The sequence below is a fragment of the Candidatus Symbiopectobacterium sp. NZEC135 genome (assembly GCF_025962695.1).
This window is the reverse complement of the sequence record NZ_JAGFPF010000007.1, coordinates 51,912-71,578: the sequence shown is the minus strand read 5'-3', so window position 1 is coordinate 71,578 and position 19,667 is coordinate 51,912. Positions and strand designations below refer to the sequence as shown.

The 19,667-nt window shown below is 51.5% G+C and carries 20 protein-coding genes and 2 pseudogenes; 8 read left to right on the top strand and 14 right to left on the bottom strand.

Features of this window, described 5'->3' with window-relative positions:
* The first annotated feature begins 29 nt into the window (after positions 1 to 29).
* Positions 30 to 1,586, top strand: coding sequence for a methyl-accepting chemotaxis protein (locus J5224_RS06385; protein ID WP_264624554.1), 1,557 nt, complete (start codon positions 30 to 32; stop codon positions 1,584 to 1,586).
* Between the two features lie 119 nt (positions 1,587 to 1,705).
* A complete protein-coding gene (locus tag J5224_RS06380; RefSeq protein WP_264624553.1) occupies positions 1,706 to 2,698 on the top strand; it encodes a 2-hydroxyacid dehydrogenase in 993 nt (330 codons plus the stop codon).
* 24 nt (positions 2,699 to 2,722) lie between these two features.
* Here the strand turns inward: J5224_RS06380 and J5224_RS06375 are convergent, their stop codons facing one another.
* The 5 genes from J5224_RS06375 to J5224_RS06360 form a co-directional block, all read right to left on the bottom strand.
* Positions 2,723 to 3,010 carry a DUF333 domain-containing protein gene (locus tag J5224_RS06375; RefSeq protein ID WP_264624552.1) on the bottom strand — a complete coding sequence of 96 codons (288 nt, stop codon included), beginning with the start codon at positions 3,008 to 3,010 and terminating at the stop codon, positions 2,723 to 2,725.
* 973 nt (positions 3,011 to 3,983) lie between these two features.
* Positions 3,984 to 4,085: a YHYH domain-containing protein gene (locus tag J5224_RS35535; RefSeq protein ID WP_319802420.1), complete on the bottom strand. Its 102-nt coding sequence runs from the start codon at positions 4,083 to 4,085 to the stop codon at positions 3,984 to 3,986.
* Between the two features lie 121 nt (positions 4,086 to 4,206).
* The gene (locus J5224_RS06370; protein WP_264624551.1) at positions 4,207 to 4,335 is read right to left on the bottom strand and encodes a DNA repair protein; all 129 of its coding nucleotides are present in this window, start codon (positions 4,333 to 4,335) and stop codon (positions 4,207 to 4,209) included.
* 128 nt (positions 4,336 to 4,463) lie between these two features.
* Complete coding sequence (locus J5224_RS06365; RefSeq protein WP_264624550.1) at positions 4,464 to 4,685, bottom strand: hypothetical protein; 222 nt, start codon at positions 4,683 to 4,685, stop codon at positions 4,464 to 4,466.
* Positions 4,686 to 4,770: 85 nt separating this feature from the next.
* On the bottom strand, positions 4,771 to 6,429 hold the full coding sequence (locus J5224_RS06360) for a methyl-accepting chemotaxis protein (protein ID WP_264624549.1): 1,659 nt from the start codon (positions 6,427 to 6,429) through the stop codon (positions 4,771 to 4,773).
* A 282-nt stretch (positions 6,430 to 6,711) separates the two neighbouring features.
* Between J5224_RS06360 and J5224_RS06355 the strand changes: the two are divergent.
* Positions 6,712 to 6,795, top strand: a pseudogene (locus J5224_RS06355) (IS1 family transposase); the annotation flags it as partial.
* A 198-nt stretch (positions 6,796 to 6,993) separates the two neighbouring features.
* Here the strand turns inward: J5224_RS06355 and J5224_RS06350 are convergent.
* Positions 6,994 to 7,194 carry a replication protein P gene (locus J5224_RS06350; protein ID WP_264624548.1) on the bottom strand — a complete coding sequence of 67 codons (201 nt, stop codon included), beginning with the start codon at positions 7,192 to 7,194 and terminating at the stop codon, positions 6,994 to 6,996.
* Here J5224_RS06350 and J5224_RS06345 point away from each other — a divergent pair.
* Together J5224_RS06345 and ttcA are read left to right on the top strand one after the other, a co-directional pair.
* Positions 7,161 to 7,721, top strand: a pseudogene (locus J5224_RS06345) (site-specific integrase); the annotation flags it as partial. The gene J5224_RS06350 and the pseudogene J5224_RS06345 overlap by 34 nt on opposite strands.
* Before the next feature lie 48 nt (positions 7,722 to 7,769).
* Positions 7,770 to 8,702, top strand: coding sequence for a tRNA 2-thiocytidine(32) synthetase TtcA (gene ttcA / locus J5224_RS06340; RefSeq protein WP_264624547.1), 933 nt, complete (start codon positions 7,770 to 7,772; stop codon positions 8,700 to 8,702).
* 274 nt (positions 8,703 to 8,976) lie between these two features.
* Here ttcA and zntB read toward each other — a convergent pair whose 3' ends face one another.
* On the bottom strand, positions 8,977 to 9,960 hold the full coding sequence (gene zntB, locus J5224_RS06335) for a zinc transporter ZntB (protein ID WP_264624546.1): 984 nt from the start codon (positions 9,958 to 9,960) through the stop codon (positions 8,977 to 8,979).
* 241 nt (positions 9,961 to 10,201) lie between these two features.
* Between zntB and uspF the strand changes: the two genes are divergently transcribed.
* Positions 10,202 to 10,636 (top strand): universal stress protein UspF, encoded by a 435-nt coding sequence (uspF, locus tag J5224_RS06330; protein WP_264624545.1) that lies wholly within the window; start codon positions 10,202 to 10,204, stop codon positions 10,634 to 10,636.
* Between the two features lie 49 nt (positions 10,637 to 10,685).
* On the opposite strand, the gene J5224_RS06325 is transcribed toward uspF, so the two are convergent.
* Positions 10,686 to 12,242 carry a peptide ABC transporter substrate-binding protein gene (locus tag J5224_RS06325; RefSeq protein ID WP_264624603.1) on the bottom strand — a complete coding sequence of 519 codons (1,557 nt, stop codon included), beginning with the start codon at positions 12,240 to 12,242 and terminating at the stop codon, positions 10,686 to 10,688.
* 279 nt (positions 12,243 to 12,521) lie between these two features.
* Between J5224_RS06325 and mpaA the strand changes: the two genes are divergently transcribed.
* Both mpaA and tpx read left to right on the top strand, forming a co-directional pair.
* Positions 12,522 to 13,253, top strand: a complete 732-nt coding sequence (mpaA, locus tag J5224_RS06320; protein WP_264624544.1) for a murein tripeptide amidase MpaA — start codon at positions 12,522 to 12,524, stop codon at positions 13,251 to 13,253.
* A 53-nt stretch (positions 13,254 to 13,306) separates the two neighbouring features.
* On the top strand, positions 13,307 to 13,810 hold the full coding sequence (gene tpx, locus J5224_RS06315; RefSeq protein ID WP_264624543.1) for a thiol peroxidase: 504 nt from the start codon (positions 13,307 to 13,309) through the stop codon (positions 13,808 to 13,810).
* Between the two features lie 52 nt (positions 13,811 to 13,862).
* Here the strand turns inward: tpx and tyrR are convergent, their stop codons facing one another.
* The 6 genes from tyrR to pspA form a co-directional block, all read right to left on the bottom strand.
* Positions 13,863 to 15,434, bottom strand: a complete 1,572-nt coding sequence (gene tyrR, locus J5224_RS06310) for a transcriptional regulator TyrR (RefSeq protein ID WP_264624542.1) — start codon at positions 15,432 to 15,434, stop codon at positions 13,863 to 13,865.
* A gap of 142 nt (positions 15,435 to 15,576) precedes the next feature.
* Positions 15,577 to 16,635, bottom strand: coding sequence for a YcjF family protein (locus J5224_RS06305; RefSeq protein ID WP_264624541.1), 1,059 nt, complete (start codon positions 16,633 to 16,635; stop codon positions 15,577 to 15,579).
* Entirely contained in the window at positions 16,632 to 18,029 is a 1,398-nt protein-coding gene (locus J5224_RS06300; RefSeq protein WP_264624602.1) for a YcjX family protein, read from the bottom strand. The genes J5224_RS06305 and J5224_RS06300 overlap by 4 nt, the downstream gene beginning before the upstream one ends.
* Positions 18,030 to 18,097: 68 nt before the next feature.
* Positions 18,098 to 18,457 carry an envelope stress response membrane protein PspC gene (pspC, locus tag J5224_RS06295; protein WP_264624601.1) on the bottom strand — a complete coding sequence of 120 codons (360 nt, stop codon included), beginning with the start codon at positions 18,455 to 18,457 and terminating at the stop codon, positions 18,098 to 18,100.
* Between the two features lie 20 nt (positions 18,458 to 18,477).
* Positions 18,478 to 18,720 carry an envelope stress response membrane protein PspB gene (pspB, locus tag J5224_RS06290; protein ID WP_222160512.1) on the bottom strand — a complete coding sequence of 81 codons (243 nt, stop codon included), beginning with the start codon at positions 18,718 to 18,720 and terminating at the stop codon, positions 18,478 to 18,480.
* 58 nt (positions 18,721 to 18,778) lie between these two features.
* Positions 18,779 to 19,444, bottom strand: coding sequence for a phage shock protein PspA (gene pspA / locus J5224_RS06285; protein ID WP_264624540.1), 666 nt, complete (start codon positions 19,442 to 19,444; stop codon positions 18,779 to 18,781).
* Between the last annotated feature and the right edge of the window lie 223 nt (positions 19,445 to 19,667).

Sequence of the window (19,667 nt, the reverse complement as noted above, 5' to 3'; positions counted from 1 at the left end):
GTATTGGCATTAACGAAAAGGATTGGCAAATGCGAAAGAACTTTCCTGTAAGCGACATTCAGTATCCATTAGATAAAAAAGCCAAATTAATGTCGGTTACCACACCGACCGGACATATTACCTACGCGAATGACGACTTTATTACCGCCAGCGGTTACAGCGCCGATGAAATTCTTCAGCAGCCGCACAATATTGTGCGACATCCCGATATGCCCCCCATGGCATTTGCCGATATGTGGCGCACCCTGCAAGCCGGAAAACTCTGGACTGCGGTGGTAAAGAACCGGCGGAAAAATGGTGATTATTACTGGGTTAAAGCCAGCTCTACGCCGCTCATGAAAGAAGGTGAATTGGCGGGATTCATGTCCGTGCGCACCCCTGTCGAACAAGAGGACATTCAACAGACCAGCGCGCTGTATCGGGACATGAATGAAGGTAAACTCACCAACAGAACCCTTTACCAGGGAATATTGATTTTTACCGGGCCGCTCAAATTCCTCAGCATCGGCAAAGTGATTCCGTTGCGCTGGCGTATTCGCAGTTACCTTTCAATGCTGTTTCTTTTTACGCTAGCCGCTTTATTCATGACTACCCCCGTTACCCCATCGCTCACCGTTTTTTTGTTGTCTTTCTTTTTTGCTACCCTACTTGCCAGTGAGTTTCTGGTACGACACATTGCCGCTCCGCTAGAAAAGATTTTGTCTCAGGCTATTAACTCCGCCTCGGGACAGGCAGATAACCATTTTCAATTAAATCGTGTCGATGAAGTTGGCATGCTGCTGCGGGCCGTCAATCAATCAGGCATGAATTTTCGCACCTTTGTGGATGACGTGAACGGGCAACTCAGGGAAGTCCGTAGCGCCTGCGGTGCTATCGCTCATGACAACCTGACGTTAAGCCAGCGTTGCGAGGATACGGCGCAAAGCCTGCAAAATACGGCAGCATCGATGGAACAGTTGACCGCTACCGTCAAGCATAACGCGACCGCCTCCCACATGGCTTCGCAGTGTGCAATGGATGCCAACAGCGCCGTTGACGTGGGTGGAAAAGCGGTGCAGCAAGTTGCCAGCACGATGGATACCATGACGCAGTCCAGTCAGGCGATTAACGATATTATTAACGTGCTGGACAATCTTTCCTTTCAAACCAATATCCTGGCGCTCAACGCCGCCGTGGAAGCCGCGCATGCTGGCGATCAGGGCAGAAGTTTTGCCGTGGTGGCCGCCGAAGTGCGCACGCTGGCGCAGCGCAGTGCGACCGCCGCCAAGGACATTGCGAGCATTATTGATACCACCATCGATAACATCAGCCGTAGCGACAAACTGGTACACCACACCAGTGATTCGATGGGGAATATTCTCACTCAGGTGCAGCAGGTCACACAGTTGGTGAGCCAGATCAGTCTGGCAACCCAGGAACAATCCATCGGACTTAATCAAATTACTGATGCGGTAAATAACATTGACGAGTTAACGCGCCAAAACACGCTGCTGGCCACCCACTCCAGCTCCGCGATCGGCTGTCTGGAAAAGCAGATTTCCACCATGGCAGATGCTGTTTCTGTATTCAGCACGGTGCGCAGATAATGACCTGATTTTTCTGTGCTTTATTTTTCAGCAAACCACCGCGACAGGGCCGTCGGTGGTTTGTCTCGCCCTGGTTTTCTTGCTAACGTAGCGGAAGTATTCTTGCGGAGAGACGCGTGATGAAAATCGCTATTTACAGCACCAAGCAGTACGACCGTAAATTTTTGGAAAAAGCGAACCAGCAGTTTGGTTACCAGCTCGAGTTTTTTGATTTTATGTTAAGCGCGCAAACGGCCAAAACGGCGGTGGGCAGTCAGGCGGTATGCATTTTTGTCAACGATGACGGCGGCCGCGAGGTGCTGACCGAACTGGCACAGTTAGGCGTAAAAACCCTCGCTCTGCGCTGCGCTGGGTTTAATAACGTGGATCTGGATGCCGCAAAAGCGTTAGGCATTAACGTGGTGCGTGTGCCCGCCTATTCACCCGAGGCCGTTGCCGAGCACGCCGTTGGACTGATGCTCAGCCTTAACCGCCGCATTCATCGCGCCTACCAGCGTACCCGCGATGCTAATTTCTCTCTCGAAGGCCTGATTGGATTCAATATGCATCAGCGCACAGCAGGGATCGTCGGCACAGGGAAAATAGGCATCGCGACCATGCGTATCCTGAAAGGATTCGGCATGAAGCTGTTGGCCTTCGATCCCTATCCGAATCCTCAGGCGTTGGAGTTGGGCGCGCAGTACGTTGATTTGCACACGCTGTATGCGCAGTCTGATGTCATTTCTCTGCACTGCCCGCTGACGCCGGAGAATCACCATCTGTTAAATGCCGATGCCTTTTCGCAAATGAAAGAGGGTGTGATGATCGTCAATACCAGCCGCGGTGGGTTGATTGACTCACAGGCAGCCATTGACGCCTTGAAGCAGCAAAAGATTGGCGCGCTCGGGATGGATGTGTATGAAAACGAACGCGACCTGTTCTTTATTGATAAATCCAACGATGTGATTCAGGACGACGTGTTCCGTCGTTTATCCTCCTGTCACAACGTGTTGTTCACTGGTCATCAGGCCTTTTTGACCGAAGAGGCCTTGCTCAGTATTTCTCAAACCACCCTGAGCAACATCAAGCAACTCGCCCAAGGCGAGTCCTGCCCTAATCTGTTGGACGTATAACCCTGACCGGCGGGCAATAGACACTTAACCCGCCGGACACATCCCGTTCAGTAACGATGATTCATCACAACGTTTACCGTTGGCTAACTGGCAAGTGCCGATATTACTGCCGTTTAATTGCCGAGACTGCGCCATCGTGCCGCCTGCCAATGTACAATTAACCTCTGCCGGAGAGCTGCTTTTCAGCAGTAATGCTGTCTCATTCCGGCTTAGCGCATTGGCCTCGCTCTGCGCGGCCTGATGATTGTCACTGCTGCATGCGGTTACCAGCACGGCGCCGATACCGACCAATAGCCACTGATACCCTTTCATTCATTGGCTCCATTACTTATTTTTATTTTCATTACGTTTTTTGTTCTCACTACGCTGTGGTTTTCACGCTGATACCGTTTGTGTTTCACGGTAGCTCACGCCATCCGCACTATCATTTTTCTGCCCGACGGGCGGAATGGCGATGTGGTAAATTTGCGATATACATCACAAAAAACTTGCATTATGTGACGAGAGTCATATTATAGACAGCAACAAGGCAAGAATAGATATCGCCAACTGATTAACGCATACGGAGTCAAAAATGAAAATTCGCGCTTTCTTTAAAGACATCCTCGATTCTTATATCAAATTATTCGAAAATGCTCCGAAAGGCGGCTTTTTCTAAGCACCTGATTATATGAAAAAGCTGCTACGGCAGCTTTTTTTGTGCCTGACTGCCGCCTTCCGGTCAACAACGCCTTCGCATTAATGCTACACTTTGCCCCCTGCAACGTTCGCACCATCACGCCTGCGTAGGCGACACACGAGCACTATTGACATGCATCAAGAACAGCAAAGTAATCAAGCGCTATCGCCTAACCAACAGCAGGCGCTGAACCAAAAGCAACAATACAACCTCAACAAGCTGAATGCTGATATATAAACACTTAAATTTTCAATTTATTGTCTATATATCAGCGTATTAGAGAGCCCATCTTAGTACCACTAAGCTACCTTTTATTGCTCAATTCTTACCCTTTTTTTGCCCTTATTACGGTGTTTTGCCCCTTTTTTACCCCTGAGAATAAGGACAATTCATGTCATCCACTGCTTTCATTATTTGCTTGATTCTCGCTGCGGTTATGATGACCGTGCATCCGTTTTTGCCGTGCCGTTTGGGATTTCAGCGTTGGTGATCACCGGGAAATGTCGTATGGATTTGAACAGTGAGGGAAGCATTATTTTAGGAATTATTGGCTTTATTGCATTCCTGACGCTGGTGATGTGCGTCAGGAACCGGATGAGCTAACGGCTATTTTCTATTGTGGCAGTGGTAGTCTCCTGTTTTATGGTTGGTGTGACAGCCATTTGCATCGGTGCCGCCAGAGTGAGCCCAAACACTGCCCGTCGTCATCAATAAACACCAAGTAGTTAGAACGGCAATTATTATTTTTTTCATACCAGAGTCCCTATCAAATAAGTGGTCTTTGTTTAGCCACCACTGATTATAGTGATGAAAATGGCACTCGGATGAGTTACTCATCAAAATACGGATGCACTCGCTCCACCGCCTGTTGATACAGCTTATTGCGCTGCCCCATCATGCGATCGATACGCTCGCGCTTCTCCTCCGCGTTCAGCGTGCGGTCAATGCGCACGGTCATTCAACTGGCGGATCGCCTTCTGGGTTCGTGTCAGCGCCTAGCGTTTGGACAGTAACCCGCGATTGTCTTCTTGTAGCGCACGCGCATCATCGCTACGCCCCTGCTCTCGGTAAGCATTAATCGTGCGGTTAATCTGGTTGGCCTGGCTCATCATGTGATAGAAATCGTCGGCAAACTGGGTAGTTAGCCGGATCAGCGCCGCGCAGAAAGGATTTAATCACCGGCAGTTCATCCAACCGCAACGCGGGTGTTTCCCCGACATCGGTGAATTGCCGCGCCACAATGTTACCGGCACCCAGCACGTAAGCGCCCTGAGTGCCGGTATAACCCTGCACGATATGATTGAGCATCTTGGGTGATAGCCCCATTGCCTGCCCTATCGTAGCGACACTTCACCATAAGCAGACGAAGCCAACGGCGTGCAGGTGCTGTGCATTAGAACTGTTCCCAGTTTGCGTTTGCCGTTTTATCGGCAGATTTTATCGTTGATTGGTGGATAAGTAATGGTGACGGTGAGACATTTTTCTGACTGCTCGACGTACGACTGTTCGTGAGTTTAAATGCGGACACCGCGTCTTTGAGGTGTTGAGCTTGCTCTTCCAATGCGGCGGCTGCGGTGGCTGATTCTTCAACAAGCGCCGCATTTTGCTGAGTTACACTGTCCATCTGCGCTACTGCCTCACCGACTTGATCTATACCTCTGCTTTGTTCATCAGAAGCAGAGGCAATTTCGCCCATGATATCCGCGACGCGCGTAACGGAGTTAACAATTTCACTCATTGTGTTGCCAGCTTCCTGGACCTGGTTTGAGCCTGTGGCAACGCGATTCACGGAATCGTCAATGAGCGATTTAATTTCTTTTGCCGCTTGGGCGCTGCGCTGTGCCAACGTGCGAACTTCACCTGCAACAACGGCAAAACCTCGCCCTTGCTCACCTGCACGAGCGGCTTCTACCGCGGCATTCAATGCCAGAATATTTGTCTGGAAAGCAATACCGTCAATAACAGCCGTAATATGGGCGATCTGTTTTGAACTGGTGGAGATATCGCTCATTGTATTAACGACACTGTTGACGACTTCCCCGCCTTTTCCTGCTATACCTAACGCTTCTTGTGCCAGTTTGGATGCCTGGCGGGCATTGTCAGAGTTTTGTTTTACGGTAGCGGTCAGTTGTTCCATGCTGGCTGCCGTTTCTTCCAATGATGCGGCCTGTTGTTCTGTGCGCGAAGAGAGGTCGTTACTGCCCGATGCAATCTCGCCAGCCCCCGTATAAATGGAGTCCGAACTGTCTCTGACCGCACTGACCGTTTTAATTAACTCTTGCTGCATATTCTTTAGGTTCGTGCCCAACTGGCCCATTTCATTTCGACCCGCATTATCGATGGACAGTGTAAGGTCGCCGCTGGCGATTGATTTTATATGATCCATAATATTATGCAGCGGATGTAAAAGGGTGCGTTGTATGCTTACCCAGCTTAAAATAATCACCAAGATAACGATGACCATAATAACGCCAAGTAGAGTCAGCACAGTATCGAATGCCTTTTGACTTTCTGTTGCGCCACGCTGGGAAATTTCGGTTTGCACATCACGCCATTCGCGATATGTTTTCATAACGGCGGTATTTTTTTCAAAGACTCCTTGATTTAGAGCACTTATCTGACCTGCATTGTTTGCGTTTAATGCATCCAGTAAACTTTTTAACTGTGTATAGTATGCAGTAAAGTCATCTTCAATTTTTTGCGACAGTCTATTATCAAGCCCTGGTGTATTGGGGATGCTTTTGTACTTTTTGAATAAATTATCAGCGCTGATGATTAAACTTTTGCTGATTTCAACATCAGCATTCGTGTTCTTATCCGCAGCAGATTGCGTATTGTGAATCAAATTGGTAATGGTCGCTCGAGATTGGTTTAACTGCATTAATGCATCGGTGAAGGTAGAAACATTAAGGTTCGAACTTTGTGCAACAAGAAAATTATCTTTGTCATTGGTTAATGCACGAACAGAAACAGCCCCGGTGACTAACTGTAAGAAGCCTAACAGCAGCAATACAGCAACAAGGATGGTGACAACTTTTATTTGTTTAAACATATAACCTCTTTTTAATGTAAATCCCCTGGCGTGATAAAAGAGTATCGGCAATAAAAGCGAAAGATTTAATACAAGATCTTTTGTTGTTTTTTCATAACATCTTATAAAACAATGGATTGATGATTTGCCTTGTATCAGAAATATTTTCTTACACCACTGGGTTGTTCTGTTATTTATTCTTTTTATGAAGGGTAAATAAATAAAACGCTAATGGTTCTTATTTCGGCAATGCCTTCAATTAGTTGAAGTTGATGTATAACCCCCCGCTTTTGATGATTTCTCATGGTCAACATTACCGTTCATTGCCCACGTTGTCAGTCTGCTCTGGCTTACCGCCATGGGCAGAATCCTAAAGGCCGTGGCCGCGGTTACCCATGGGTCTTGGTAATGGTCTGCAACGGCTCAGTCAATGACTGACCACGGAAACAATCGTATTTCGTCTTTGTACTGGTATGGTTGCACTTCACGATAAACGGCGTCGGATTATCCAGCACGAACCGTTGAATGCCGCGCGCAATGCGTTTCAATGTGTTTTCAGCTAGGCTGCCCCGCCAGGATTTTCTTTTACCATTGCTTCAACAGGCACTCAGCCACTTTGCGCAGTTCGCCGGCGGAGTGGTTGTACTGAAGCATGGCGCAGTGCATATCCGTCACCAACCAGAACATGATCGGTGCCGACCAGGGAAAGCATTCTGGTGTCGCGTAGAATTCGCGTTGGGCGCTATAACGGTTATACAGGGCTACGCCATGGTGAGTTAGCCGCATTGGCCTGGGAAGATATCGACCTGGATGCAGGTGTTATCCATATCTCACGTAATTTAACCATCCTCGGGCACTTTGGCCCACCTAAAACTCAAGCAGGCATCCGTACAGTCACCTTACTCAAACCAGCTTGAGAAGCACTTCTGTCTCAAATGAAAATCATGGGGAACAAGCGTACCAACGATATTGTCTATCACCACAGAGAATATGGTCTAACTGAAATCCAACGTTTACGCTTCGTTTTTCTACCACGAGTACGTAATGGCGAGCAAAAAATCAGTTACTCATGCGGCACCATGGGATCATTGTGGAACACTGCTGTAAAACGATCTGGCATTCGTCGCCGTAATCCGTACCATACGCGCCATACTTATGCTTGCTGGTTACTCTCGGCAGGTGCAAACCCTTCGTTTATTGCAAGCCAAATGGGACATGAAAACGCGCAAAGGGTGTATGAGATCTACGGAAAATGGATTGAAGACATGAATGAAGATCAGGTTGGCATGCTGAATCGGAAACTCGCGCTGTGAATCGTTTTGCCCCTTTGGTGCCCCTTACGGGTGTAGGAACAAGATAAAATGCAAGAAAATCAACAAGTTAATCAAAAGCAACAATACAATCTCAACAAGCTGCAAAAGCGTTTACGCCGCAACGTGGGCGAAGCGATCGCTGACTTCAATATGATTGAAGAGGGCGACCGCATTATGGTGTGTCTCTCCGGTGGTAAAGACAGCTACACGCTGCTGGAAATACTGCGTAATCTGCAACAGAGCGCTCCTGTGAATTTTTCACTGGTCGCCGTCAACCTCGATCAGAAACAGCCGGGTTTTCCTGAGCATATTTTGCCGCAGTATCTGGACAGCCTCGGCGTTGAATACAAGATTGTCGAAGAGAACACCTACGGCATTGTGAAGGAAAAAATCCCTGAGGGGAAAACCACCTGCTCACTGTGTTCACGGCTGCGCCGCGGTATTCTCTACCGCACGGCTACCGAGTTGGGCGCCACCAAAATTGCGCTGGGTCACCACCGTGACGATATGCTGCAAACGCTGTTTCTCAACATGTTCTACGGTGGCAAGCTAAAAGGCATGCCGCCGAAACTGATGAGTGACGACGGCAAACACGTGGTGATCCGTCCGCTGGCCTACTGTCGCGAGAAAGATATCGAACGTTTTGCTGACGCGCGCGCGTTCCCAATTATCCCCTGCAACTTGTGCGGATCGCAGCCCAACTTGCAACGTCAGGTGATCAAAGACATGCTGCGCGATTGGGATAAACGTCATCCCGGCCGTATTGAGACCATGTTCACCGCCATGCAAAACGTCGTGCCTTCCCATTTGGCCGATCATCATCTTTTCGATTTCAAGGGGATCCAGCACGGCGGTGAAGTGGTTGACGGTGGCGATTTAGCATTTGATCGTGAAACGCTTCCGCTCCAGCCAGTCGGTTGGCAACCCGAGGACGATGCCGTTGCCGAGCCTGAGCGCCTTAATGTTATCGAAGTCAAATAATGTCAGGGCACTACGGTGCCCGTCTGACTTTCAGGCAAAAAAAATGCCGACATAAACGTCGGCATGGTGTGAATCAATTGTGCTATGCAGTAATTCAAAAAAGGAAGTAAGACAATATGGAGCGCAACGCCCATCGCTTGACGTTGCATTCACCTGCGAGAGTGATAGTGCCGTACCTGAATGCAGGAAATGTTGATATTTCTCAATATATTCAATTTTTTTTGAAGACACTCAACATATTGTGATAGCAGACGCAGTAACTCGTTGGAAAATTTCATAGCCATTTACTGCGCTTTAACCACAGGGCAACGCCCCCCACCAAGACGATCAACATCACGCAGAAAGTGATAAATCCCATGGATGAACCACCGCCCGGAATCCCGCCCAGATTGACGCCAAACAGCCCGGTTAAGAAGGTGGTTGGCAAAAATATCATGGCCAACACTGACATGCTGTAAGTACGTCGATTCAGCGCCTCTGTCATCTGTGAAGTAATTTCATCAGCCAGTACGGTGGTACGGGCGACGCTGGCGTCCAGATCGTCCAACCCGCGCCCAAGGCGTTCAGCGATTTCCTGCATCCTGCGGCGATCGTCATCCCCCATCCAGGCAAGGCGTTCGCCCGAAAGACGGGAAAAAACATCGCGTTGAGGTGTCATGTAGCGCCGTAGCACAATCAACTGCTTGCGAATCAATGCCAACGTACCGCGCGCCGGAATTTTCTGCTCCAGCAAATCGTCTTCAAGATCGATGATTTTTTCGTGCAGATCGTCGATAAATTCACTGGTTTGGTCTGTCAGCGCTTCCGCCACGCAAACCAGCCAGCTTCCGCTGTCAGTTGGGCCATTGCCCTCTTGCAAATCCGTCAGCACATCATTGATGGCAGCAATTTTACGACGGCGCGTTGAGATAATCAGCGTATCCGTAATAAACACTCGCACGGCCACCAACTGGTCAGGACGCGAATCAGCATTGAGATTAATGCTGCGCAGGGTGATGAGCGTCCCCTCCCCCAGGCGCGTAACCCGAGGGCGAGCACTCTCTCCGGCCAGTAAATTCCGAATACCGTCAGGCAGCAATGGGGTTTCATTCAACCAGCGCGCACTGCCGGGCAGGCTGTAATCCAAGTGCAGCCAGCAAGGCGCGGTGCTATCCACTACTCCCTCGGCTGAAATCGGTTTGATTCCGCCCTTCCCATCCAACTGGTAGGCATGAACCGCCTCTGAATCCTGCAATACTTTTCCTTCAAACGGCTTCATGTTTTTCTCTCCCGCGGCCATTACGCTGACAGTCATACCGTAACGGTTTTACAACAGCTAAAGCCTAGCGATAATTAGATTTTTCGCAAATTCAATCAGTAACAAAATCGCGCCCGATCGTTGCACGTTAGCATCATCGTTGAATAGCACATTTTTGACACATGTCACTGCCGGTTTGCCAAAATCCGCTACAGTGTAAATGAGCTCTTGTTTCCACATCAGATGATGAACAGGAGGTGATATGTATAAGACCGTGCTCGTTCCCATCGACATATCTGAAAATGAATTAACGCAACGCGTTGTTGCGCACGTAGAAGCGTTGGCGAAGTTACATGACACCTACGTGCACTTTCTTACCGTGATCCCTTCGTTCCCCTATTACACCACCCTTGGTGTTACCTATCCTGCCGGGCTGCCCGATATTGAGGAGATGAAACGCAACACTAGCACGGCATTTACCGAGGTCATCAAGCGTTTTAACCTGCCGGAAGACAGGATTATGCCGCACATCATGACCGGTACGCCCAAGGAGCAAATCCTGAAGCTTGCTGATTCACTCGGTGCTGACCTCATCATCATAGGCTCCCACCGCCCCAGCGCCACAACCTTTTTACTGGGCTCCAACGCGGCCGCCGTGGTGCGACACGCCACCTGTTCGGTGCTTGTCGTTCGCTAGCCGTAGGCAGCCCGCGCAAAACGGGCTGCCTAATCGCTGACTGTCAGGATCAATGCTTCAAGATGTAGAGGGTGTGGCTGTAAGCCACATCTTCGGGGTTGGTGATGGGATAACCTTTGACCCAGGGTTTGATCAACCGTCCGTTGGTATATTGATAGATAGGGGCGATAGGCGCGGCATCCAGCAGCAAATTTTCGGCCTGGTTATACAGCGCGTTACGCGCCGCAGCATCGGTTTTTAGGCTGGCATCATTGACCACGCGATCGTAATCCGCACTGTGAAAACGCGCAATATTTCCACTGTGCGTGGAGGTCAGCAAGGACAGAAACGTCGAGGCTTCATTGTAGTCCCCCACCCATGAGGCGCGAATCACATCAAAATCACCGCTGTTGCGGCTATTGATATAGGTTTGCCACTCCTGATTGGTCAACTTGACGTTGACGCCCAGCTTTTGCTTCCACATCGAGGCGATGGCGATAGCAATTTTCTGATGATTTTCCGCCGTGTTATACAGCAACGACAGCGTCAATGGGCGACCTGGCCCATAGCCTGCCGCCGCCATCAGCGCTTTGGCTTGCATATCCAACTCTTCCTGCGAGTACTGCTGTAACTGGTTAGGCTCCGGCGTAAACCCGGCGGTGACATCCGGCGTGAAGCGGTATGCAGGTTTCTCTCCCGTGCCGAGCACTTTCTCGGCAATGATCTTGCGATCTATCGCATAAGAAAGTGCCCTGCGGATGCGCGCATCACTCATCGGCAAACGCTGGGTATTGAAGGCATAGTAGTAAGTGCCCAACTGCTCCGGCGTATATACCTGTCCCGGTAAATCCTTGAGCAATTTCTGGTACATCGGTTTCGGGAACGATTCGGTGATATCAATATCCCCCGCCAGATAGCGCTTAGCGGCGTTAGATTCCTGGTTGATGGGCACAAAGGTCACTTTGGTCAAACGAGTATTGGCACGATCCCAGTAGTAGGGATTAGGTGCTAACACCAATTTCTCATTGACCACGCGCTCTTTTAACGCGAAAGCGCCGTTACCCACCAGATTCCCCGGTTTAGTCCAGTCATTGCCAAATTGTTCAACGGTTTTCTGGTGCACCGGGAACAGGCTGAAATGGCCAACAAGGTTGATAAAATAAGGCACCGGCTTATTCAATTGCACGCGTAGCGTATGCGCATCCACCGCCGTCACACCCAGTTGGTCTGGTGTCTGCGTCCCGGCAATGATCTGCTCAGCATTCACGATCCCCGCTAGACGAGCAAACCAAGCAAACGGCGAGGAGTTGGCGGGATCAACCAGACGCCGCCAACTGTAGACAAAATCCTGTGCGGTCACCGGATCGCCATTCGACCAGCGCGCATCATCGCGCAGCGTAAACAGAAAGGTTCGGTTGTCATTGGTTTGCCAGCGCAACGCAACGCCGGGGATAGCCCGCCCTTGTGCGTCCTGATTCAACAGCCCCTCAAACAGATCGCGTGACACCTGTGCCTCTGGCAAACCAACCGCTTTAATCGGGTCCAGCGAAGCAGGCTCATCCTTAATATGGCGGACAATTTCCTGTTTATCCGCCAATACGGCATCGGCAGGTACGTTAGCCGCCATGGCACTGCTTGTTATCGTGCCCAAAATGACCGCCAGCAGGCTCCGTTTCAGCCCTGTATTATTATGGTATTGCATAGCCATTCACCTCATCCATCATCAGGTTACGGTATCAGTCACAGTGTATTGCAACCATGATAGCGGGAAATGGGCTATATCGCCTTATTGCGTTGGCGCTCTGTGTGTATCAATGCGAAACGGGGCACGAATAAGGCTTTTTTCATCTCACCTTTTATGGTGAAGTAGTCGGATGAATGACCACCATGAGGCTCTGGCATCATCATGACGGGCACGTGTTTGCTGACACCACGCCACCAGCGTGGCCCTCTTAAGGTATCCGGTGAACGCTATGGTTCATCCGCATTGGGCGCGCCGTTGCTCTACTTCCCCGCGGAGCACACCAGCAGCGACACGGGTCTGATTCTGGCAGGCACGCACGGCGATGAAGCCGCGTCAATTGCCGTTCTCTCCTGCGCCCTGCGAACGCTGTTACCCGGACAACGCCATCAGCATTTGGTGTTATGCGTCAATCCTGATGGCTGCCAGCTTGGTCTGCGCGCCAATGCCAATGGCGTTGATCTGAATCGTAATTTTCCCACCGACAACTGGCAGGACGCCAATACGGTCTACCGCTGGAACAGTGCCACGCCTGAACGCGACGTGCAGCTTTCCACCGGTGAATATCCCGGCTCAGAACCTGAAACCCAGGCATTGTGCTCGCTGATTGAACATCTCGATCCAGCCTGGGTTGTCACCTTTCACGAACCGCTCGCCTGCGTCGACGATCCGGACCGTTCTTCACTGGCAGGATGGCTTTCACAGGCTTTCTCATTGCCACAGGTCGAGCATATTGGTTACCCCACGCCGGGTTCTTTTGGCAGTTGGTGCGCAGAGCGTCAGTTGCCGTGCATCACGTTAGAGCTGCCGGCAGTTTCCGCTGATGACGCCAGCGAACGCTATCTGTCCCCGTGTGTCACCTTGTTGCAACAAAAGTTTTTATATCAATGTTGCTAATGTTGCCCTACACTGATGTCCGTGTTAACCACCTGTAATTGAAGGACAAAGAAATGTCAAAAACTGTACATTTTCAAGGCAATCCTGTCGCTGTAGCCGGAAACTTTCCAGAGAAAGGCGCTAAGGCTCCCGCTTTCACACTGGTTGCCAAGGACCTTTCCGATGTCGCGCTGACCCAGTTCGCCGGTAAGCGTAAAATCCTGAATATTTTCCCAAGTATTGATACGGGTGTCTGCGCCGCTTCCGTGCGTAAATTTAACCAACTGGCTTCTGAACTGGATAACACCGTGGTGCTCTGTATCTCCGCCGATCTGCCGTTTGCACAATCGCGTTTCTGCGGTGCAGAAGGTTTGAACAACGTGGTGGTTCTCTCTTTGCTGCGCGGTGCAGAATTCAAGGATAACTACGGTGTTGCTATCGCCGCTGGCCCGCTGCACGGACTGACTGCGCGCGCTGTGGTGGTACTGGATGAGCAAGACAATGTGCTGTACAGCGAGTTGGTGAACGAGATCACCACCGAACCTGATTATGATGCCGCGCTGGCTGCACTGAAATAAGTCTCAATAGATAAAAAAACGGCTGCCTCGCTCGGCAGCCGTTTTTGTTGGGTTACTCCTCCGCCTCATCAGCAGCTTTACGCTGGCTTAATCCGTATTCACGCAGTTTGTTGGCGATAGCCGTATGAGAAACGCCCAGACGTTTTGCCAGTTTACGCGTGCTGGGATAAGCCTGATAAAGGCGGGTCAGTACCGAACGTTCAAAGCGCTTGCTGATATCGTCCAGTGAACCTTCAAGCAAGTCATCGTTCTGTACGGTATCAAGGGTGAATGAGGGCAGATCGATATCCTGCACGCGCAGTTCGCGCCCTTCCAACTGGGTCAACGCACGATAAACGGTGTTTTTCAACTGACGTACATTACCCGGCCATCCGTACTGTGGCAGCAGATGATACAACTCCGGCGCAATGCGGGGTCTGGCAATGCCCTGCTCGTCGGCAAAACGCGCCACGAACAGTTCGGTGAGCGCCATGATATCCGCCGGACGTTCGCGCAGCGGCGGCAGGGTAAGCATTAACACATTAAGTCGGTAATAGAGATCTTCACGGAATTCACCGCGCTGCACCAGTTCCAGCAGATTTTTTTGCGTGGCGCAAATCACCCGTACATCAACGTGCACCTCGTGCTCTTCCCCTACCCGACGGAAGGTGCCGTCATTCAGAAAACGCAGTAGCTTGGTTTGCATCTGCGGCGACATTTCGCCCACCTGATCCAGCAATACAGAACCGCCGTTGGCCTGCTCAAAGAAGCCTTTTTTACCTTCCAGCGCATTGGGATACGCACCCGGCGCGTGGCCGTACAGTTCACTTTCCATCACATCGTCAGGCAGTGATGCGCAATTGAGTGCCAGGAAAGGCTTTTTGCCGCGAGAACTGCGCAGATGGCAGGCTCGGGCCAGCATGTCTTTACCGGTTCCGGTATCGCCCACGATCAGCAATGGCGCATCGAGCATGGCCAGCTTTTTACCTTGCTCAACCACTTGACGCATTTTCGGGCTGACGGCGACGATGTGATTAAATTCATTCTCATCGTTAACCGCCAGATCTTGTAACTGGCGGCCCATACGCACCGCCGATTTCAGCATGACCAACGCGCCAGCAATCACACTTTCGCCCGCATCATTATCCAAATACACCGGCGTGATTTCCAACAGGAAGTCTTGCCCACGAATCATCACGCGCTCCGCCTCCAGCCTGCGATCGTCGCGCTCCAGCCAGCGTGTAAAGTTGTAATTGGGGATCAACTGGTTAATGGTGACAGCGCCGATGCTGTCAGCCGATTGTTCGAACAGCGCCAACATCGCCGGATTGAACAATTCAATATTGCCTTTCAGATCGAGGGAGAAAACGGGCTCGGGCATCGATTCCAAAACGGCATTCATCGCGCGCTGCTCTCGCTCAGAAGGCATGAACGCCACGGTGCGCACATCGCGCACGCTTTCGATACGCCGAATCTCCGCCATCAGTACACGGAAATCGTCAAATCCAAGCGTGGCAAAATTCAGGTAAATCCGTCCGGCGGGGTCAATTTCAATGCCCCGCAAATCAATAGCGCGCGAGGCCAGCAAATCTAACAACTCGCGCGTCAGGCCAATTCGATCTTCACAAAAGACTTCCAGACGCATTAACAGCTACCTTCTTCCAGGGGAATGGATATCACCGGCATCATACCGCGTCCCCTCTCACGGATGAAGCCACCTGTCAGCAAAAGTTGACAGGTGGCTTCATCTTTTTTCCCGTTGGCGGTATTTCGCGCGCTCGTGGCGTTTACGGCGGCGTTGGTGTGGTTTTTTTCTGTACCACGGTCTTGATTTGCCCGACCAACTCACGCCGAAACTCACCGAGTTGAGGTTTATCGTCGAGCCAGGGCAATGGTCGACAAAGCTCCATCGCCTTGATACCAAGTCGCGCAGTCAGCAATCCCGCACCAATGCCCTGAGCCGCGCGGGCCGAAAGGCGCGCAGCCAGATCCTGCGACATCCAATCCATACCGATTTCACGCACCATCTCTGAGGCACCGGCGAAAGCGATATTCAACAACACCAGTTTAAACAGGCGAATGCGGCTGAAATAGCCCAACTCAATACCGTAAAGCGCGGCGATACGATTGATCAGACGCAGATTGCGCCAGGCAATAAAAGCCATGTCCACCAGTGCCAGCGGACTGACTGCAATCATCAGCGTGGATTCGGCGGCCGAACGGCTGATCTCGCGACGGGCGCGGTTATCCAGCACCGGTTGCACCAGGTTGGCGTAAAGCACCAACACTTCTTTATCGTTATGCGTCTCATGCAGTGAAGCACGCCAACGCTGGAGTGCTGGATGCCCATCCTCCAACCCGGCCTGCTGCGCCAGCTTTTCACAAAAATCGCGCCCTTGCCCAATACCATGACTGCCGAGCAACTCTCGGGCTTTATCGCGCGCTTCGGCACGGGCCCGCAATCGGTACAAACGCCGCCACTCGGCAATCAGCGAGCCCGCACCAGCGACCACTATCATGCCGCCCGCCGCCAACCCACCCAGCGCGATCCACTGTTGTTCTAGCCAGGCGGTATGTACTGATTGGATGCCCTGTGCAACCGCGCTGGCACCAAATAAGGTGATACCCGCCATTACCAGCTTGCGCCACAAGCTGCGGCGTGGTCGCAATGCTGCCTCAACGGCGGCTTCCGCTTCCCCCTCGCTGCTTAACGCGGCTTCGGGCAGCGTTGGCGAAAAGTGACGCGACGCCTCATCATCAAAGGCGACAGTACTGCGTAACGTGGGTGCGGTTTCCGAGGGTGCCTCATCATCAAAGGTGATGCGTGGCTTTAGCGGTTCACTCATCGCAATTTATCCCCCAATAAAAATTCCATGACGCTGTCCAGCCGAATGTGCGGCAGAGGCGTATCAACGCTCATCGCTTGAGGGCGAAAATCTTCAAAATGGAAGCCCTGCTGCTGCCAAAAAGCAGCGCCGGGCAAACGCGCGGGCACTTCACCGGGATAGAGCGTCAGCGGTTCGCCGTCGCTAAGACGATGTCCGCGCAACGCGGGCAGGTTCTGCCCGTGATATTCCACGATACCACTTTGGGTTGACTGCACGGACGCAATGCCGGCGCAATCCATGGTAATACCTTCAAACGCCGCGTTCTGCCAGGCTTCCTGTACCAACTGCTGCAAGAGCGACACCAGATTTGCATGCTGATCGGCGGTGATATGATCCGCTTTGCTGGCCGCAAACATCAGTTTATCGATGCACGGCGAAAATAAACGGCGCAGCAAAGTGCGTTTGCCGTAATGGAAACTTTGCATCAGTTGCGTGAGCGCCAGACGCATATCGGTGAAAGCGTGCAGCCCGCGATTGAGCGGTTGCAGGCAATCCACCAGCACAATCTGGCGATCAAAACGAGAAAAGTAGTGCTTGTAAAAACCTTTGACGACGCTCTGGCAGTAATAGTCATAGCGACGGCGCAACATGCCGAGCGTACTTTTTTCATCCGCCTGCGCCAGCGCGACGTCTCCCAGTTGTTGTGCCTGCGGCCACGGGAAAAATTGCAGAACTGGCGCGCCAGCCAATTCCCCCGGCAGCACAAAGCGCCCCGGCTGAATAAAATGCAGCCCCTCCTGCTTGCAGTGCAGCAGGTAATCGGTGTAGCGCTGCGCAATCTCGGCCAGCAGATTTTCATCGGCGGGGGCCAGCGGATCGAGTTTGTCGCACAAATCTAACCACGGCTTGGCCCACAGGGCGCGCTCGCCTTGCAACAACCCGAGCATTTGCCGCGACCAGGCGAGGTAATTTTGCTCCAGCAACGGCAGATCCAGCAGCCATTCACCGGGATAATCGACAATCTCCAGATAGAGCGTGGAGGTATCCTTAAAGTGACGCAGCAGCGAATCGTTGGAGCGGTAACGCAGCGCCAGACAAATTTCACTGACGCCGCGTGTCGGCGTCGGCCACTGCGGCGGATCGCCGAACAGCGACATCATGCCTTCGTCATAGGCAAAGCGTGGCACCGCCAGATTTCGTTGAGGAACCCGTTTTGCACCGAGCAATCGCCCTTCCCGCACCGCGGAAAAAAGCGGCAACTGCGCACCGTTATGCACGTTGAGCAGTTGGTTGACAAACCCGGTGATAAATGCGGTCTTACCACTGCGGCTTAGCCCGGTAACAGCCAACCGCAGTTGGCGATCGACACTGCGGTTAACCAGGGCTTCAAATTCATGCTGTAAATGATGCAAAGGTTGCTGTAAGGGCAATCCGTCACTCCTTGTTCTATACCTCATGATTCATACGCCAGTTGATGACATCACAGTTGACGAAAACGGCTTTGTACCGCAAAGGTCTCCGAGGTGACATAGCGCTCCATGTCACGTAAACGCGCCTCACTGTCACGCAGTACGGCATCGGCCTCGCTCAGCGTTTGACTGGGGCGCACGGCATCATCATCGTGCTCATAAACGCCCGCCGGTGCCGGATCGAGGACAAAGGTCAGCACGATATACGCCACCAGCGTAAAGAAAAACAGGCCAAAGAACAGCGACAGCACCACAATGACACGCAGCAGTTTCACCGGCACATCCAGATAGCGCGCCAGTCCGGCGCACACGCCCTTGACCATACCCTCTTGCGGTAATCGGTACAGCTTGCGACCCTGCGAATTCATCATCGCGTTCAATTTTCCTTTTATCATGATTGCCTCCAGTGGGGGTGTTCTGCATCCAGAATCTCTTCCAGTGCCTGGATCCGCTCGCGCATCTGCTTCGCCTCTTGAGACAGCGTGGTCAAACGCTGGAGATCGCCTTGCCCCCAAGATGCCTCCCCTTGCGCTGCATCACGTTGCTTGCGCTGACTGTAGTGCAGCCAAAGCCATACCGGGGCCACAAACAACATAAAAATGGTCAATGGGATGGCAAGAAACAAAGCGCTCATTATATCTCCTTGATAGGCGTGTTAGTGTAGTGCGAGCGGCCCAACAGACTGGCCGCCATCAGGCTTCCGGTTTGATTTTTGCTTTTAACGCGGCCAACTGAGCGCTGATTTCATCATCAGCCTGCAACTCAGCAAATTGCTGATCCAGCGATTTCTGCTTACCGAAACCGACGCTTTCTGCTTCCGCTTCCATCGAATCGATGCGGCGTTCAAACTGCTCAAAACGGGCCATTGCTTCATCCAGTTTACCGCTGTCGAGTTGACGGCGCACATCGCGAGAGGAAGAGGCCGCCTGATGACGCAGCGAAAGCGCCTGCTGGCGAGCACGGGTTTCCGTGAGTTTGTTTTCCAACTCACCAATTTCACGTTTCATGCGCGTCAACGTTTCATCCACATTTTCCGCTTCGCGGGTCAGCACGGCAATGACATCGGCCAGTTTCTGCTTTTCAAGCAGCGCCGCGCGCGCCAAGTCGTCTTTGTCTTTGCGCAACGCCAGTTCGGCTTTTTCCTGCCATTGTCCCTGTTGGGATTCTGCCTGCTCGACACGACGCGCAATCTGTTTTTTCTCCGCCAGCGCCCGTGCTGACGTAGAGCGTACTTCTACCAGTGTGTCTTCCATTTCCTGGATCATCAAGCGCACCAGCTTTTGCGGATCTTCCGCTTTGTCCAGTAACGAATTGATATTCGCGTTCACGATATCGGCAAAACGAGAAAAAATACCCATTACAGTGTCCTCTTGGTCATGTCACAGTGCGCATGCACTGGGTGGTGATGTTGATTCGTCATGCTGGATGTCGACCAACCTTAGCGTTCCCTTTTGCTATTACAAGATGCATGCCAACATGCCTATAAATTTATCTAACTGATATTATTGATTATTATTTTTTTGACAAATAAACCTCATCAGATAGATTAGTTAAATACACCAATAGTTAGCAAAATTAACC